General features: G+C 71.7%; 15 protein-coding genes. 2 read left to right on the forward strand and 13 right to left on the reverse strand.

The window, feature by feature from the left end; all coding sequences use genetic code 11:
• Positions 1-71: 71 nt before the first annotated feature.
• The 6 genes from JMF97_RS08785 to JMF97_RS08810 all read right to left on the reverse strand — a co-directional run bounded on the left by JMF97_RS08785 (position 72) and on the right by JMF97_RS08810 (position 7,359).
• Positions 72-1,328, reverse strand: coding sequence for an MFS transporter (locus JMF97_RS08785; protein WP_203221092.1), 1,257 nt, complete (start codon positions 1,326-1,328; stop codon positions 72-74).
• On the reverse strand, positions 1,315-2,739 hold the full coding sequence (locus JMF97_RS08790) for an aldehyde dehydrogenase family protein (protein ID WP_203221093.1): 1,425 nt from the start codon (positions 2,737-2,739) through the stop codon (positions 1,315-1,317). Before JMF97_RS08790 ends, JMF97_RS08785 begins: the two co-directional genes overlap by 14 nt.
• Positions 2,732-4,471 (reverse strand): thiamine pyrophosphate-dependent enzyme, encoded by a 1,740-nt coding sequence (locus JMF97_RS08795; protein WP_203221094.1) that lies wholly within the window; start codon positions 4,469-4,471, stop codon positions 2,732-2,734. Before JMF97_RS08795 ends, JMF97_RS08790 begins: the two co-directional genes overlap by 8 nt.
• Positions 4,468-5,541, reverse strand: coding sequence for an ABC transporter substrate-binding protein (locus JMF97_RS08800; RefSeq protein WP_203221095.1), 1,074 nt, complete (start codon positions 5,539-5,541; stop codon positions 4,468-4,470). Before JMF97_RS08800 ends, JMF97_RS08795 begins: the two co-directional genes overlap by 4 nt.
• Positions 5,542-5,670: 129 nt before the next feature.
• Positions 5,671-6,543, reverse strand: coding sequence for an ABC transporter permease (locus JMF97_RS08805; protein ID WP_203221096.1), 873 nt, complete (start codon positions 6,541-6,543; stop codon positions 5,671-5,673).
• 21 nt (positions 6,544-6,564) lie between these two features.
• Positions 6,565-7,359, reverse strand: a complete 795-nt coding sequence (locus JMF97_RS08810; RefSeq protein ID WP_203221097.1) for an ABC transporter ATP-binding protein — start codon at positions 7,357-7,359, stop codon at positions 6,565-6,567.
• Positions 7,360-7,532: 173 nt separating this feature from the next.
• Here JMF97_RS08810 and JMF97_RS08815 point away from each other — a divergent pair, with 173 nt between their 5' ends.
• Positions 7,533-8,153, forward strand: coding sequence for a cysteine hydrolase family protein (locus JMF97_RS08815; RefSeq protein WP_203221098.1), 621 nt, complete (start codon positions 7,533-7,535; stop codon positions 8,151-8,153).
• Here the strand turns inward: JMF97_RS08815 and JMF97_RS08820 are convergent.
• The 4 genes from JMF97_RS08820 to JMF97_RS08835 form a co-directional block, all read right to left on the reverse strand.
• The gene (locus JMF97_RS08820) at positions 8,084-8,995 is read right to left on the reverse strand and encodes an IclR family transcriptional regulator (protein ID WP_307816833.1); all 912 of its coding nucleotides are present in this window, start codon (positions 8,993-8,995) and stop codon (positions 8,084-8,086) included. The genes JMF97_RS08815 and JMF97_RS08820 overlap by 70 nt on opposite strands.
• Positions 8,996-9,087: 92 nt before the next feature.
• Complete coding sequence (locus JMF97_RS08825; RefSeq protein WP_203221100.1) at positions 9,088-10,287, reverse strand: FAD-dependent oxidoreductase; 1,200 nt, start codon at positions 10,285-10,287, stop codon at positions 9,088-9,090.
• Between the two features lie 2 nt (positions 10,288-10,289).
• Entirely contained in the window at positions 10,290-11,069 is a 780-nt protein-coding gene (locus JMF97_RS08830; protein ID WP_203221101.1) for an aspartate racemase/maleate isomerase family protein, read from the reverse strand.
• A 156-nt stretch (positions 11,070-11,225) separates the two neighbouring features.
• The gene (locus JMF97_RS08835; RefSeq protein WP_203221102.1) at positions 11,226-11,957 is read right to left on the reverse strand and encodes an SDR family oxidoreductase; all 732 of its coding nucleotides are present in this window, start codon (positions 11,955-11,957) and stop codon (positions 11,226-11,228) included.
• Between the two features lie 203 nt (positions 11,958-12,160).
• On the opposite strand from JMF97_RS08835, the gene JMF97_RS08840 reads away from it, so the two are divergent.
• Positions 12,161-12,859 carry a hypothetical protein gene (locus tag JMF97_RS08840; RefSeq protein WP_203221103.1) on the forward strand — a complete coding sequence of 233 codons (699 nt, stop codon included), beginning with the start codon at positions 12,161-12,163 and terminating at the stop codon, positions 12,857-12,859.
• 53 nt (positions 12,860-12,912) lie between these two features.
• Here JMF97_RS08840 and JMF97_RS08845 read toward each other — a convergent pair whose 3' ends face one another.
• From JMF97_RS08845 to cydB, 3 genes are read right to left on the reverse strand one after another with little or no spacing between them, the layout of a single operon-like run.
• Positions 12,913-14,082 carry a GNAT family N-acetyltransferase gene (locus tag JMF97_RS08845; protein WP_203221452.1) on the reverse strand — a complete coding sequence of 390 codons (1,170 nt, stop codon included), beginning with the start codon at positions 14,080-14,082 and terminating at the stop codon, positions 12,913-12,915.
• A gap of 29 nt (positions 14,083-14,111) precedes the next feature.
• Complete coding sequence (locus JMF97_RS08850) at positions 14,112-14,597, reverse strand: OsmC family protein (protein ID WP_203221104.1); 486 nt, start codon at positions 14,595-14,597, stop codon at positions 14,112-14,114.
• Between the two features lie 51 nt (positions 14,598-14,648).
• Complete coding sequence (gene cydB / locus JMF97_RS08855) at positions 14,649-15,647, reverse strand: cytochrome d ubiquinol oxidase subunit II (RefSeq protein ID WP_126712911.1); 999 nt, start codon at positions 15,645-15,647, stop codon at positions 14,649-14,651.
• Between the last annotated feature and the right edge of the window lie 14 nt (positions 15,648-15,661).

The raw sequence follows: 15,661 nt of genomic DNA on the forward strand, positions 1-15,661 counted from the left end.
GCTTCAAGCGAACGGCGTTTCGCTCAGCAGAATAGTCCGCGATCAGGTGCGGGGTCAACGCAGACAACCCCTCACCTCGGCTGATGCCGGGTCAGCCGGGGCCGCAGCACCACCGCCGCCGCGATCGCCGCCGCGGCGGCGACGAACGCCCCGGTACGGGCCGAGAAGGTGTCCCCCAGCCAGCCGTGCAGCATCGCCGCCCCCGGCCGGATGCCGAGGAAGCACATCGACCACAGGGCCATCACCCGGCCGCGTACCTCGTCGGCCAGGCCGTGCTGCATGGTGGCGTTGACATCGCTGACGGCCAGCAGGTAACCGGCACCGCCGACGGCGATGCCGACCGTGGCCATCACCGGGCCGGGACTGACCGCCAGCAGCACCATCCCGGCGCCCAGGGCGAACACCCCCACCGCGCCGGTGCGGCCACTGCCCATCGTGCGACGCAGCCGCCCCACCCAGCCGGCGATCAACGCCGAACCGATGCCGAAGAAGGTGATGAAGACACCGACCAGCAGCTCACCGCCGCCGAACCCCTCGGCGAACAGGGGCGACAGAGTGTTGATCGGCTCCATCGCCAGCCCGATCAGCGCCACCGCCACCAGACAGCGCAGCAGTTCGGGACGGCCACGCACATAGGTCAGACCGCCGAGGACCCCCAACCGGCCCCGCGGGCGGGCGCCCGCGGCGGGCCGGGGCAGCCGTACGCGACTCAACGCCGCGGCGAACACCAGGAAGCTGGCGGCGTTGACGGCGAACGCCGTACCGGCCCCGGCCAGCGCGTAGGTGGCCGCACCGGCGACCGGGCCGATGGCGCGGGACAGGTTGAAGGTCAACGAGTGCAGGGCGATCGCCTGGGGGACGTCGGCGCGGTCGACGATGTTGGGCACCAGCGCCTGCGCGGCCGGACCGGTGACCGCCTGACCCACCCCGGACAGTCCGACGAAGGTGAGCAGCAGCCACGGGTTCAACGCGTCCAGGAACGCCAGCACCGCGAGCACCGCGGCGGCGGTACCGCCCAACGTCTGCCCCACGATGATCAGCAGCCGCCGGTCGACCCGGTCGGCCACCGCCCCGATCACCGGGGCGAGGACCAACTGCATGGCGAACTGCAGGGCGGTGACCAGACCCACCATGAACGCCGAACCGGTCAGCGCGAAGATGGTCAGGATCGCCGCGACGTTCTGGAACCACGTACCGGTGTTGGACGCCAGCGACCCGAAGAAGTACGGGCCGAAGCGGCGGTCCCGCAGCAACGCGAGACCGCCACGTCCCTCATCTTCGGCTGGCCTGTCGGCCGGCGGATCGGCCGGGCGATCAGCCTGCCGCACCCGCGCCTCCCATGCCGTACCCCTGGGGGATGCCACTGTCCAGGGAGGTCCACACCGACTTGGGGCGCAGGTAGAGCCGGGCCGCCTCGGTGCCGTTCTCCCGGCCGTAGCCGGACAGGCCGACCCCACCGAAGGGCACCAGGTCCGACAGCACCCGGTAGGTGTTGATCCACACCGTGCCGGCGCGTACCTGCCCGGCGAAGCGGTGCGCCCGGGCGATGTCGGCGGTCCAGACACCGGCGGCGAGACCGAACTGGGTGTCGTCGGCCAGCCGCAGCGCCTCGGCGTCGTCACGGAACGACGACACCGCCAGCACCGGCCCGAAGACCTCCTCGCGCAACACGCGAGCGCCCTCGTCGAGCCGGTCGAACACTGTCGGCGGCACGTAGAAGCCGTCCCGCAGCCGCTCGTCGTCGGGCAGCGCGGCCTGCGCGACCAGCCGGCCGGCGTTGCGGGTCTCGGCGATGAACGCCACCGTCTTGTCCCGCTGCGCCGCGGTGATCTGCGGGCCGAGGTCGGTCCGCTCGTCGAACGGGTCACCCACCTGCAACGTGCGTACCCGCGCGGCCACCCGGTCGAGGACCTCGTCGTAGATGGACTCGTGCAGCACCAGCCGCGAACCGGCGATGCACATCTGACCGCAGGAGGCGAAGACCCCCAGCACCACGGCGTCGACCGCCCGGTCCAGGTCGGCGTCGGGGAAGACGACCTGCGGCGACTTGCCGCCCAACTCCAACGCGATCGGGGTCAGGTTGGCCGCCGCCGCGCGGGCGATGGCCTTGCCGGTGTCGTGGTGCCCGGTGAACACGATCAGGTCGACGCCCGGATGCGACACCAGTGCCGCGCCGGTCTCCCGGCCGCCCGGCAGCACCTGCACCAGCCCTTGCGGAATGCCCGCCTCGGCCAGCAGCTCGCCCAACCGCAGGGCGGTCAACGGTGTCTCCTCGGCCGGCTTGAGCAGGCAGGCGTTGCCGAAGGCGAGCGCCGGGGCGATCTTCTTGGCGGCGAAGAAGAACGGCACGTTCCACGGGATGACCCCGGCGACCACGCCGTGCGGCTCCGGCACCGTGTACGTGTGGTACTCGGGCCCGACCGGGATGGTCTCCCCGCGTACCTGCTCCGCCCAGCCTGCGTAGTAGCGGAAGCTGCCGGCCGCCCGGCGTACCTCACGGCGGGTGTCGCTGAGGATCTTGCCGGTGTTGCGGGTCTCGGTCTCGGCCAGGTCCTCGACCCGGGCCTCGATGAGGTCGGCGATCGCGTGCAGAACCCGCGCCCGCTCGCTGCCGGTACGCCGCGCCCAGGCCGGCTGGGCGGCGCGGGCCGCCCGGACGGCGGCGTCCACGTCGGCCGGCGCGGTGGGTGCGACGCGGGCCAGGACCTGCGCGTCGATGGGCGAGACGACATCAACCATCGGTGTTCCCTTCATCGGCCGGGGTGCGCGCCCGGCGTCCCGGGTCCATCGACCCGGTGAGGTGTTCGGGCACCCAGACGTCCAGCACGGCCGGCACCCGGTCCCGCTCGACGGCGGTGCGGGCCCGGTCCAGGGCGGCGGCCAGGTCGGCCGCGGCGACCACCCGTTCGCCGTAGCAGCCCTGGGATCGGGCGTGGGCCGCGAAGTCCGGCGACGGGGTGAGGTGGCCGCCGAGCACCGTGGGTTCGGCGACCGCCAGACCGCCCGGGTAGTGCGCGGCCAGCGTGGTCGTGCCGGTGCGGTAGCCGCCGTTGTTGACCACCACGGTGACCACCGGGGCGTCGCACTGCTGCTGCAACCACAGGCACGAGTCCGGCGAACCGAACAGGTACGAGCCGTCCCCGGTCACCGCCACCGCGTGCGCGCCACCAGCGGCGATGCTGGCGCCGGTGGCCGCCGCCACCGACCAGCCGAGGCTGGACCCGCCCTTCTCGAACAGGGTGCCCGGCTTCGTCCGGCTGACCGTGGTGGTGTCGAACACCTCCCAGGTCAGCAGGTCGTCGGGGCGCAGGTGCCGGTCCAGCGCTGCGGCGATCAGCGCCGGAGTGGGTACGCCGCTCACCGCCGCCCCACCGTCGGTGCTGCGCCGCGCCCGGCCGGCGGCCGGCGGATGTTGCCGGCGTCGCCGGATGCTGTCGGCGTCACCCGGCCCGGCCGAGCCCACCTCGGCGAGCACCGCGGCCAGGAAGGCCGCCGGGTCGGCGGTGGTACGGGCGTCGGCACGCAGTTCGTACAGCGGCACCCGGCTCTCGATCGGGTCGGGCCCCACCCAGCCGATCCAGGCGTCGTCGCGCGGCCGTTCCACGGCCGGCATCCACGGCACCGGGTGGTCCAGCACGACGATGACGTCGAACTGGTCCAGCGCATCGGTGGTGTGCCACGGGTTGTCGTCCGGCAGGTTCATCCGGTAGCGGGAGGCGCGCACCTGCACACCGAGGGTGTCGGCCAGTTCGGCCAGCAACGCGACGGCCTGCGGGTTCACGCCGACCCGGTCGGTGACGACGACCGGCCGCCGGGCGGTGGTCAACCGGCGGGCCACCTCGCTGACCACGCCGGGGTCGCCGGGGCCGAGCCGCGGAATGCCGAGCATCTGGGCGCTGGGAGTCGGACCGTCGGCCGGCACCGGGTACCGACCGACTTCCTCGGGCATCGCCAGGTAGACGGGACCGGGTCGGGGGGCGAGCGCGACCTGCAGGCCGCGCGCCACGACCAGGCCGGCGTCGTCGAGGGCGGACAGCTTGTAGTCCCACTTGACGTACTGCCGCACGATCGAGCCCTGGTCCCAGCGCTGCTGCTTCCAGAACACCGGTGAGGTGCGTGCCTCGGCGCGGGTGGGCGGATAACCCGACATGATCATGATGGGGTGGTCGCCCCACATGGCGTTGTGGATGGCCCCGCCGTGGTGCAGCAGACCGAGGTCGGCGTGGGCCGCGGTCATGGCGGGCCGCCCGGAGACCATGGTTTCGCCCATCGCGGCGGTGAGTGCCACGTGCTCGTGCGGGCAGGTGATGAGTTCCGGGGTCGGTTGGCCGTGGTGGCGGGCCTGCGCGTGGGCTTCCTGGAACGAGGTCAGCTCGGAGCCGCTGTTGAACCACAGCCGCTGCACGCCGCTGGCCGCCGCCGCCGCCAGTACCGCCGAGGCGGCGCTGGCGGCGGCCGGGCCGCTGGTCACAGGCTCCTCGCGCGATCGAGGTAGTCCTTGTAGATCAGCTTCTCGATCGGGGCCGCGGACTTGACCAGGCCGGCCTTGATCAGGCTCTCCTGGCCGGACAGCCAGGTCTGCTCGTTCATCTGCAGGACCTTGTCCGGGCCGGCGGCCATCCAGCTCTCCACCAGCAGCGGCAGCTCGGCGCGGGCCTGGGCGGGGTTGGCCTCCGGGTTGTACTTGCGCAGGTCCTCGATGACCTGGTCCCAGTTCTCTTCCTTGCTGGCGTACTCGACGGCCTTGAGCACACCGGCGAGGAACTTCACCGGCATCTCGCTGTCCGACTCGATCATCTTGAGGCTGGTGTTGTACGAGTCCGACGGCATCGGGGCGAACTCGTCGGTGCTGAAGAAGGCCACCTCACCGATGTCCTTCTGGATGGTGGCGCGGTCGGTGTTGACGCAGATCCAGGCGTCGACCTCGCCCTTGCGGGCCAGCTCGTACGCGGCGGTGCCGACACCGGTGACCGGACGCTTCACCGTCTTGGGGTCGACGCCGGCGTTGATCAGCATGACGTCGAGCAGGTTCTCGGTGGCGCCACCGGTGGAGACGATGCCGCAGGTGCGCCCGGCCAGCTCGGCCGGGTTGCGGATCGCCTTGTCGGGCATGGAGACGACCTCGAACTGCGACTTCTGCCGCAGGCTGGCGATGCTGACCAGCGGGGCCTGCTCGTTGGCCACCGCGATGATCGCGTTGATGCCGTTGGCACGGGTCAGGTCGGCCGAACCACCGAGCACCGCCTGGATGGCGGTGGCGGTGCCCTGGCCACCCTTGATGTCCAGGTCCAGGCCGTACTCGGCGAAGTAGCCGCGCTCCTTGGCGACCATGGTCTCCACGTAGCTCAGCGTCAGGCTGGAGGCGGCCATGTACGTGCCGGAGATGCTGCCGTCGGCGTTGACCTTGTTGTCGTCGCTGCCGCAGCCGCTGAGCAGCAGGGTCATGCCGCCGGCGCTGGGCAGCAGCAGCCCTGCGGTCGCGCCGAGCCGGAGGAACGAGCGCCGCGAGACCGGCGCCCCGATAGAACGGTCATTTTTCACGAGAAGCTCCCGGTGCCGAGGAAGTGATGGATGGGGGATGCGGGGGATTGAGGCAAGGAGAGGTCCGCCCGCGCCGCGTCGCGGCGCCGACCGTGGATCTGCGTGGGGGTTGAGCGGGGGTGCGGCCCGTCAGGGCGTGCGACGCGGCTGCACCGACTCGTGCCAGGGAATCAGCAGGCGACGGGCGCCGGTGACGATGCTGTAGAGGGTGAAGCCGAACAGTGCCATGATCAGGATCGCGCCGAACAGTTTGTCGACCTGGAGGCCGTTCTGCAGGTTGACCGCGTACCGGCCGAGGCCCTTGTCGCCGCCGAGGTACTCACCGACGATCGCGCCGATGGTGGCCTGCACGACCGCCAGTTCCATGCCGGCCAGGATGAAGGGCATCGTGTACGGCAGGTCGGCGCGCCAGAACCGCTCCCAGCGCGACGCCTTCAACGTGGTCATCAGGTCGTGCATGGAGCCGGGCACCGAGCGGATGCCGAACGAGGTGTTGATCAGCAGCGGGAAGAAGGCCAGCAGGGCCGCCATGACCACCTTGGACGACGGGCCGAAGCCGAGCCAGAGGATGAACAGCGGCACCAGCGCGACCTTCGGCACCACCTGGGTGGCGACGATGAACGGCCGGGCGATCCGGTCGAACAGCGGCGACTTGCCGATCAGCAGGCCGAGTCCGACGCCCAGCACGATCGCCAGCGCCAGGCCCATCATGACCTCGTAGAAGGTCGTCCAGATGTGGGTCTGCCACACGAACGGGTCGGTGATCTGCTCGATGAACGAGGTGAACACCGCCTCCGGTGGCGGCAGCACGAACCGGGACAGGTCCGTGATCTCGACGTAGAGCTTCCAGGCCAGCAGGAACAACGCGATCAGCAGAGGGCTGGTGTAGAAGGACAGCCAGCGGTTGTTGCGCAGTCGCTGCGACCAGGTCGGCGGCGGGGGCCGCAGCAGCTGTCCGTTAGACGATGTCGGCGCCGAGGGGCGCTGGTCTGTAGTGGTCACGTGCGACACCTCGAGTACGGGTCAGGCCGAGACGGCGGGGCGGGCTTCGGTGTCCTGCACCTCGCCGATCTGACGGCGCAGTTCGGCGGTGAGGTGGCGGAACTCGGCGGACTCGGTCATGTCGATGGTCCGCGGCCGGGGCAGCGTCACCTCGGTGATGGAGTGGATGTGGCCGGGCTTGGTCCCCAGCATCACGATCCGGTCGGCCAGGAACACCGCCTCGGAGACGGAGTGGGTCACGAAGACGACCGTCTTGCGGTTTTCCAGCCAGATGCGCTGCAACTCCACGTTCATCATGTCGCGGGTCTGCGCGTCCAGGGCGCCGAAGGGTTCGTCCATCAGCAACACCTGCGGGTCGTGCGCGAGCGCGCGGGCGATGGAGACGCGCTGCCGCATACCTCCGGAGAGCTGGTGCGGGAGCTTGCTCTCCGCCTCGGGCAGCCCGACGAGAGTCAGCATCTCGCGGACCTTCTCGGTGCGCTCCCGCCGACCCATGCCGGCCATTTCCAGCGGCAGGGCGACGTTGGCGCCGGTGGTGCGCCACGGCATCAGGGTCGCCTCCTGGAAGACGAAGCCCAGTGGCCGGTCGGCGCGCTCCGGTCGGTCGCCGTGGTCGAGGCGGACCCGCCCCACGGTGGGGCTCTCCAACTGACCGATGATCCGCAGCAGGGTGGTCTTGCCGCAGCCGGACGGGCCGAGCAGCACGACGAATTCGCCGTCGGCGATGTCGAGCGAGACGTCGCTCAGCGCGAGCATCGACTGCCCGCCGGCGCCGGCGAAAACCTTGCTGACACCCTCCACTTTGATCGCACTCATGGCCACCCCTGTCGCCCGCCGGGCTCGCGATAATCGCGAGATTGTTCGCTTGTGCAGTACGCCGTTCTGTTGGTGCGAACGTAAGCTATGTTCGGCGGCAAGGTCAATGGTCCGCGGGGCCGGACTCGGCGCCACTGGTTCCACACCAATCCCCCGAATCGGGAGTTAACGCCATGAAACATTCGGCGCAACGCACTGCGGTGCTGGTCATCGACATGCAGAACGACTTCTGCTCCCCCGCCGGCGCGATGGCGGCCCTCGGCGCCGACGTGCAGGTCAACGCCGCTGTGGCCGGTCGGCTGCCGCGCTTCCTGGACCGCGCACGCAACGCCGGTTGCCTGGTCGTCTGGGTACGGCAGGCCGCCCACGAACAGCTCGTCTCACCGGCCCGACGGGCCCGGGCCGAGGCGATGGGACGCAGCCCGCTCAGCGTCTGCGCCGCGGGCTCCTGGGGCGCCGAACTCGCCGAAGGGCTGCGGCCCGAGCCGGGCGACTGCCACCTGGAGAAGACCCGCTACAGCGCCTTCGTCGGCACACCCCTGCACAACCTGCTGCGCGCACACGGGCGCGACCACGTGGTGGTGGTCGGGACGGCCGCCAACGTCTGCGTGGACTCCACCATCCGCGACGCGTACATGGCCGACCTGGCCACCACGATGCCGACCGACCTGGTCGGCTGGACCCGCGCGGACCTCGCCGAGGCGGCGATCCGCAACCTCGGGTTCTACTTCTGCGAGACGACGACCTCGGCCGAGCTGCTCTCGGACTGGTCCGTGGTGGACCGGGCCGCCTGACGCCGCGCCACCCGCCTGCGGTCCCCCTGCTCCGGCTCCGCCGGGGCGGGGGTGGCGGCCGGCTGGTAGCCCAGCTCCGCGCTGACCTGACGGGCCGCATCGGCCACCAGGTCGCCGTACTCGGCCAGCAGGCGCGGCGAGAAGCGGTCCTGGGGGCCGCACAGCGACAGCGAACCGTAGACCTCGCCCGAGGCGAGGCGGATCGCCGCCGCCACGCTCGCGGCGCCGGCCTGCCGCTCACCCTGGCTGACCGCGTAGCCCTGCTCACGGACCTGCCGCAGGTCGGCCCAGAGCTGCTCCACCGAGGTGATGGTGGCCGCCGTGAGCGGCACCAGCTCGTGGCCGGCGAGATACTCGGCCACCTCGGCGTCGGGCAGCGCCGCCAGGATCGCCTTGGACGACGACCCGGCGAGCAGCGAATGTCGGGAACCGAGCGTGACCGACATCCGGATCTCGTGCGGTGAGAGCACCTGGTCGGTGTAGACCCGTACCCAGCCCTGCCGCATCGACAGGGTCGCGGTCTCCCCGGTGGCCTCCGTCAACCGGCGCATGTGGCGGTTGGTGACGGCCTGGACATCGATGGCGCGCAGCGCGGCCAGACCGACCGCCAGGGCACCGGAGCCCAACCGGTATCGCCGGGTGCCTTCGTCGAAGGTGACGAACTGGTTGGCCGTCAGCTCCTTGAGGATGCGGTGGGCCACCGCCTTGGGCAGATCCAGCTCACGCGCGACAGTGGACACTCCGACCATGTCCGGACTGCGTTCGGCGAGCAGGTCGATCACAGCCAACGCGCGACCGAGGCCGCTGCTCGTGTAGCGGTGACCGTCCGCTGGTTCAATCACCGGCACCGCTGATCCCCCATTCGGCCCTGGTTTTCCTGACACCTGTCGCGCGCCGGCGGCGGCCCGTACGGGCCGCCGCGAGCGCCCGGCGTCTAGTGCTGGATGCCGAGCATACTGACACGACGTAGATACTCTTTGGCATCCTCGGGGTTTTCCGCGAGCGTCCGCAGCCGGACCAACCGCTCCCGGCGCCCGGCCAGCTCGACCCCGTCGGCCGACGTGCGGTTCTCCGTCGTGGTCGGCTGGACGAACTGCTCGGCGATCGACCGGCGACGCTGCGCGTACGCCGCGGTGGCCGCATCCTGGTCGGGCTCGGCCAGGGCGGCGGCGACCGCCACCGCGTCGTGGATCCCGGAGTTCAGTCCCATTCCGCCGGTGGTGCTGCTCAGGTGGGCGGCGTCGCCGGCCAGCAGCACCCGACCGATCCGGAAGGAGGCCGCCAGCCGCTGGTGGCTGCGGTACATCTGGTGCTGGCTCAGCGGCAGCTCACCGACGTCCGGCCGATCACCCAGCAGCAGCGCGACGGCGGCCAGGAAGTCCGGGTGGGTGCCCGACGGCGGCTCGTCGTCGACCCCAGTCGCGGTCGACAGCGCCGCCCGCCAGATGTCCGGGGTCCGGATCAGCGAGAAGCGGCCCCGAGGACCGGACCAGTAGCCGACCGCGCCGAGGTCGGGCACCGCGTCCTCGAAACGGAACGGGGTGGCCACGACCAGACTCATCGTCGGGTACGTGAAGCCGGGGAACGGCACCTCCAGCAGCTTGCGGGCGGTGCTGTGCGCGCCGTCGGCGGCAACCACCCAGTTGCAGGTCACCGCGGTACGGGCGCCGTCCACGGCGACGTCCAGGGTGACCTGGGTGTCGTCCTGACGCAGCCCGACCACGTCGTGTCCGAACCGGATGTCCACGTTCGGGTCCTGCGCGACCGCCTGGCGCAGCAGCCGGACCAGCTTGTACTGCTCGAACTGCAGACGGAACGGGTAGCGGGTCTCGCCTTCCAGCAGCCCGTAGGGGAAGCGGGCCGTCTCGGTCAGTTCGAGGTCGCGGTAGTCCAGCCGGTGCACCCGGACCGCTTCGGCGAGCATCGGCGCGGCCAGATCCAGCTCGTCGAGCAGTTCGGTGGTCGGCGGGTGGACGGTCGAACCCCGCCACTCCGACTGCACCTCGTCCTGACCGCGTTCCAGGACGATCACCGGAATGTCGCGTCGGGCCAGGGCCAGAGCCGTCACCATGCCGACGGGTCCGCCGCCGAGGACGACGACCGGTGCTTGTACGGGGTGGCTGGGTGACGCCACGTTCACTCCTTCCCGCCGGCGATGTCGCCGACGACTCCGGTCATCGAGGTGTGCGCCACGACCGCGGCCAACTGCCGCAGCGCCGCGCTCGGCGACTCGCCCGCCAGGTCGGTCGCGCCGGCGGTCTCCAGCAACTGCCAGGCGCCGGCCAGGTTCGACGAGAGCACCGGCACGGGTGCGGTCGGCAGGACCTCGTCGAGCACGTCCAGGCTGGGCGCGCCGGTGCCGGTCAACAGCACCGCATGCCCGGGCGGGAACCCGTCGGCCTGCAGCACCTGCGCGACGGTGTCGCGCACGGTGGTCGAGGTCAGGTCGTAGATGGCGCCCGTGCCAGGCACCCGCACCGGCGTGCCGACCGTACGGCCGGTGGCGCGCCAGAACGCCGCCGCCTGCTCGGTGAGCCAGTCCGGGTACGGCGAGACCAGGGTCAGCGAGCGTACGCCGAGACGGTCGAGCAGTTGCCGTACCGCGCTCGCGGCACCGAAGACCGGCGAGCCGAGTCGCTGCGTCGCCGTGTCGTCGGTGCGCTGGGCGTCGGTGTGCCCCGGCCGGTAGTAGCAGCCGGTGCAGGCGACGTAGGTGGCCGCCAGGTCCAGGCCCTGCAGGGTGGCGGCGGTCTCGGGCAGCAGCTCGGCGTACCGGTCCAGGCGCTGTGCCAGCGGGCCGTCCACGACCGGCAGGCGCGCCGTGTGGTAGCGCACGCGCAGCGGCAGCAGCCGGCGCAGCTCAGGCTCCACCGTCGGGTTGGCCGGTGGGACGATGATGCCCAGTGCTTTATCCATCACCCACACCTACCAAATCGTTCGACTGAGCCGTACGCCGTTCTACGTACTGGAACGATAGGGGCTGGGGTGGGATCGGGTCAACCCACGCGTGACCGCTCCCGGACCGGGCGATGACACGGCGCGACCAGGCAGGACGTGCGGAACCGGCCCGAGTCAGAGACCGCCACCGACGCGCAGGACGGCGCCGGTGGTGTAGGAGGCGTCCGGACTTAACAACCAGGCGACGGCGGCGGCGACCTCGTCGGGTTCGCCAGGGCGGCCCAGCGGAATGCGGGCCGCGGCGCGGTCGGGCCGGTCCGGTTGACCGGACAGGGCGTGGATGTCGGTGCGGATGATGCCGGGGGCGACGGCGTTGACCCGGATGCCCCGGGGGGCGAGTTCCTTGGCCAGGCCGATGGTCAGGGCGTCGGTGGCGGCCTTGACGGCGGCGTAGTGCACGTACTCCCCGGGGCTGCCGAGGGTGGCGGCGACGGAGGAGATGTTGACGATGGCCGCGCCGTCGGTCATCCGGTGCGCGGCCTGCTGGGCGCAGAGCACGTAGCCGACGAGGTTGACGTCGACGACCTCCCGCAGGTCGTCGACGCGCAGGTCGGTGAAGGGGCCGATCGGGCTGGTGACGCCGGCGTTGTTGACCAGCCCGGTCACGGGGCCGAGTGCGGCGGCGGCGTCGAACAGGGCACTGACCTGGTCGGGGTCGCGGGTGTCGGCGGGTACGACGACGACGCGTACGCCGGTGGCGCGCAGCTCGGTGGCGACGGCCTCGGCGGTGGCGTGGTCGCGGCGGTAGCCGAGGGCGAGCTGGTGGCCGGCGGCGGCGAGACGGCGGGCGGTGGCCGCGCCGATGCCACGGCTGCCGCCGGTGATGACGGTGACCGGTGGTGTCATTGACTCTCTCCCCCTGTCCCGGCCGGTGGCGGCGACGTTACCGTGACGGTCGATGCGGTGGGCAGCATGATGTGGCGCAGCACACCGGTGTCGTGCGTCGGTGCCCGGTGGGGGCGCGGGCGTGGGGGCTGATCTTCGGGTTGTCGGCGGCGACTGGTATCAAGGCAGGCGATTGAACACGTGTACGAGGGAGAGGTCGTGTGATGGGTGCCGCTGACCAGGGTTTGTCCGATGACGAGGTTCGTGGCATCCGGGAGGCGCTGGCCGCCGGCCGTAAGCCGAAGGTGATGTTCACGGCGTCGGCGGGTCAGATCGCCGGGCAGTTGGGTCAGGTCGTCGAGTTGACCGATCCATCGGTGTCCGACGAGTTCGTGGTGGTGCGCTTCGGGCGCGACGAGTTGCCCTTCTCCCCCGCAGATGTGGCGATGGCGCCGCGCGGCGCGGGTCGCCGACCGGCGGAGTCCAAGGTGGAGGCTGCGCCGGTCGAGCCGGTGGCGGCGGAGCCGGAGTTCGTGTTGGACCAGGTGCCGCAGCCACGTCGGGAGGAGCCGAAGGTGCGGGAGGAGTCGAAGGTGGAGGCAGCGGACGCGAAGCCGGCGCGGCGGGCGGTGAAGGCGGCGAAGCCGAAGGGCCCGGCAGGGCTGACGGTGACGTTGGCGTACGCCGAGGGCGAGTGGACGGTCGCCGCCCAGCAGGGCGCGAAGGCGTTGGCGAAGCCGTACGTGGTGAAGCCGGCGGAGGCGCTGCGGATGGTGGCGCTGGTGGACGTGCCGGGAGTGCACGAGGCGGTGGAGCAGATCCTGGCGGCGGAACGCGCCGAGGCCGAGCAGCAGGCGGAGAAGCTGCGGGCCGAGTTGGCCGAGATCGAGGCCCGGCTGGCGGAGTTGCGCGAGGCCAGCTGAGCGGAGTCGGTGGCGTGGGGTCCGGGGCCGATGCCCCGGGCCCCACGCGTTTGTCAGAAGTAGTCGAGGGCCTGGGCGGGTGCGCCGGCGGCGAGCAGGTCCAGGGCGCCCGGGTCGGGTGTGCGGTGCTGCAGGAGGCCGGCTTCGGCGAGGGTACGGGCGGTGGCGGTGGCCGTGTAGAGGCGGGCGAACCCCCGCACGGTCAGGTGCAGGTCGGTGTCGGTGCTCGTGCGCCGCAGCTGGGCCTGGCCGTCGGCGACGGTGAGCTGCCAGGTGCCGGTGTTCCAGTCGGCGAGCTCGTCGGTGAGGGCGAAGGTGACCTGCCCGCGGACGTGGGCGGGCCAGCCGCGGGCTTCGACGGCGCGGACGACGTCGACGGGACGGTGCATCCAGGTGTCGCGTTCGTGTTCGCGGGCGATTTCGAGGGGCAGTTGCGCGCTGAGGGCGTCGCCTGTCAGCGGGGTCAGCCGTACCGTGGGGGCGACGCTGTGCCAGCTGGCGAGCACGCCGATGAGCGCGCGGGCGGCATCGGCGCTGGTGGCGAGGGCGTCCTCGACGGTCAGGACGGAGTCGGGGCCGTAGCCACGGCCGCGGTTCCAGCCCGCGTAGCCGACCAGGGCGCCGTCGTGCTCGACGAGGGTGAGCCCGTCGTAGGGCAGCTCGTCGCCGGGGGCGAAGCGGGGGTGGGTGCGAGTGAGCAGGCCGTTGCGGTGTGCGGCGACGCGTTGGTACAGGTCGACGGTGGCCGGCAGGTCGGCGGGGGTGCCGGCGCGTACGGCGAGGTGCGGCGCCGGCCGGTGTCGGGGCAGCGCGGTGGTGGGCAGGTCGAGGGTGCGCAGGTGTCCCGTGACGTCCCAGCCGAGGGCGCGGTAGGGGCCGCTGGTGGTGGCGAAGAGGGTGCTGACGGCGGCGCCACGGTCGTGCGCGCCCCGCAGCAGGGCGCGCAGCAGCGCCCGGGCGACGCCGGTGCCGCGGGCCTCGGGGGCGATGGCGACCCCGGCGACGTCGGCGGCGGGTACGGCCCGGCCGGTCCACCACTGCTCGTCGTGCAGGTCAACGGCCTTGCCGACAAGGGTGCCGGCCGGGTCGAAGGCGCCGTAGCCGGTGCGCCCGGCGGGTGCAGCGGTGGGCTGCGGGGGTGGCTGCGGGTCGCCGCCGAAGGTGAGTCGGCCGAGCTGCCACGCGGCGGGCAGGTCGTCTGCGGTGAGTTCGCGGATGGTCAGCTGCACGGCCTGACGATAGTGATGTCCGCTCAGCCGGTGCGGGTGCTGGGTTGGTGGCGGACCGGGAAGTTGACCGAGTTGGCGATGAAGCAGAGGTGGTGGGCGTCGTCGTGCAGGGCGGTGGCAGCGTCGACGGTGTCCGGGTCGGCGACGGTGACCTCCGGGTGCAGGACGACCTCGGTGAAGCGTCCGCTGCCGGTGTTGTCGGTGGTCATGGTGCCGGTGGCGTGGTCGACGTAGTCGGTGACGACGATGCCGTTGTCGGCGCACAGGTGCAGGTAGGCCAGCATGTGGCACTGGGACAGGGCGGCCAGCAGGAGTTCCTCCGGGTTCCAGCGGGTCGGGTCGCCGCGGAAGGTGGGGTCGGAGCTGCCGGGGATGACCGGGTGACCGTCGGCGGTGACGTCGTGGTCGCGGCGGTAGTCGCGGTAGCCGCTGGTGCCGGTGCCGAGGTTGCCGGTCCAGGTGACGGTGGTGGCGTAGGTGTGGGTGTGCAGGCGGGGCATGGTCGCCATGGTGCCGGATCGGGCCGGGGGGCGTGGCCCCCGGCCCGATGGCCGATCGGTTCAGTGTTGCGGGATGTGGGCGACGCCGATGCGCTTACGGAACACCCAGTAGGTCCAGCCCTGGTAGGCCAGCACGATCGGGGTGAAGATCACCGCCACCCAGGTCATGATCTTCAGGGTGTAGGGGGTGGAGGCGGCGTTGACGGCGGTCAGCGTGCCGGCCGGGTCCAGCGTCGAGGGCAGCACGTTGGGGAACAGCGCCGCGAACAGGGTGGCCACGGCCAGGGCGATGGCCACCGCGGTGCCGGTGAAGGCCCAGCCTTCGCGGCGTACCTTGGCGGCGGCGAGACCACCGAGCAGGGCCAGTGCCGCGCCGACGGCGAAGACGACGGCGGCGGTGCTGGAGCGGATGGTCAGGGTCCAGCTGAGGAAGGCCACGGCGAGCACGGCGGTGCCGACGCCGAGGCGTACGGCCAGGGCGGCGGCGCGGTCCCGGATGTCGCCGACGGTCTTGAGGGCGATGAACACCGCGCCGTGGGTGAGGAACAGGGCCGCGGTGGTGGCGCCACCGAGCAGGGCGTACGGGTTGAGCAGGTTGAACAGGCCGCCGGCGTACTCGTGGTCGGCGGTCAGGGGTACGCCGCGCAGGATGTTGGCGAAGGCGACGCCCCACAGGATGGCCGGGACGAGGGAGCCGAAGAAGATGGCGGCGTCCCAGCGTCGCTTCCAGGAGGCCTCCGGGCGCTTGTGGCGGTATTCGAAGGCGACGCCACGCACGATCAGGGCCAGCAGGATGAGCAGCAGCGGCAGGTAGAAGCCGGAGAAGAGGGTGGCGTACCACTCGGGGAAGGCAGCGAACATGGCGCCGCCGGCGGTGATCAGCCAGACCTCGTTGCCGTCCCAGACCGGCCCGATCGTGTTGATCATGACTCGGCGTTCCCGGTCGTCACGGCCGAGCACGGGTAGCAGCATGCCGACGCCGAAGTCGAAGCCCTCGAGGATGAAGTAGCCGGTGAACAGCACGGCGACGAGGAGAAACCAGATGGTGGTCAGTTCCACGATGGGGCTCCGGG

The organism is Micromonospora fiedleri, from assembly GCF_016774385.1.
GTDB classification, from domain to species: domain Bacteria; phylum Actinomycetota; class Actinomycetes; order Mycobacteriales; family Micromonosporaceae; genus Micromonospora; species Micromonospora gifhornensis.

What these genes read in the sequence shown, in the direction of transcription:
- JMF97_RS08790 (WP_203221093.1), bottom strand. Translation starts at nt 2,739, where the DNA reads ATGGTTGATGTCGTCTCGCCCATCGACGCGCAGGTCCTGGCCCGCGTC.
- JMF97_RS08810 (WP_203221097.1), bottom strand. Translation starts at nt 7,359, where the DNA reads ATGAGTGCGATCAAAGTGGAGGGTGTCAGCAAGGTTTTCGCCGGCGCC.
- JMF97_RS08815 (WP_203221098.1), top strand. Translation starts at nt 7,533, where the DNA reads ATGAAACATTCGGCGCAACGCACTGCGGTGCTGGTCATCGACATGCAG.
- JMF97_RS08830 (WP_203221101.1), bottom strand. Translation starts at nt 11,069, where the DNA reads ATGGATAAAGCACTGGGCATCATCGTCCCACCGGCCAACCCGACGGTG.
- JMF97_RS08835 (WP_203221102.1), bottom strand. Translation starts at nt 11,957, where the DNA reads ATGACACCACCGGTCACCGTCATCACCGGCGGCAGCCGTGGCATCGGC.
- JMF97_RS08840 (WP_203221103.1), top strand. Translation starts at nt 12,161, where the DNA reads ATGGGTGCCGCTGACCAGGGTTTGTCCGATGACGAGGTTCGTGGCATC.
- JMF97_RS08850 (WP_203221104.1), bottom strand. Translation starts at nt 14,597, where the DNA reads ATGGCGACCATGCCCCGCCTGCACACCCACACCTACGCCACCACCGTC.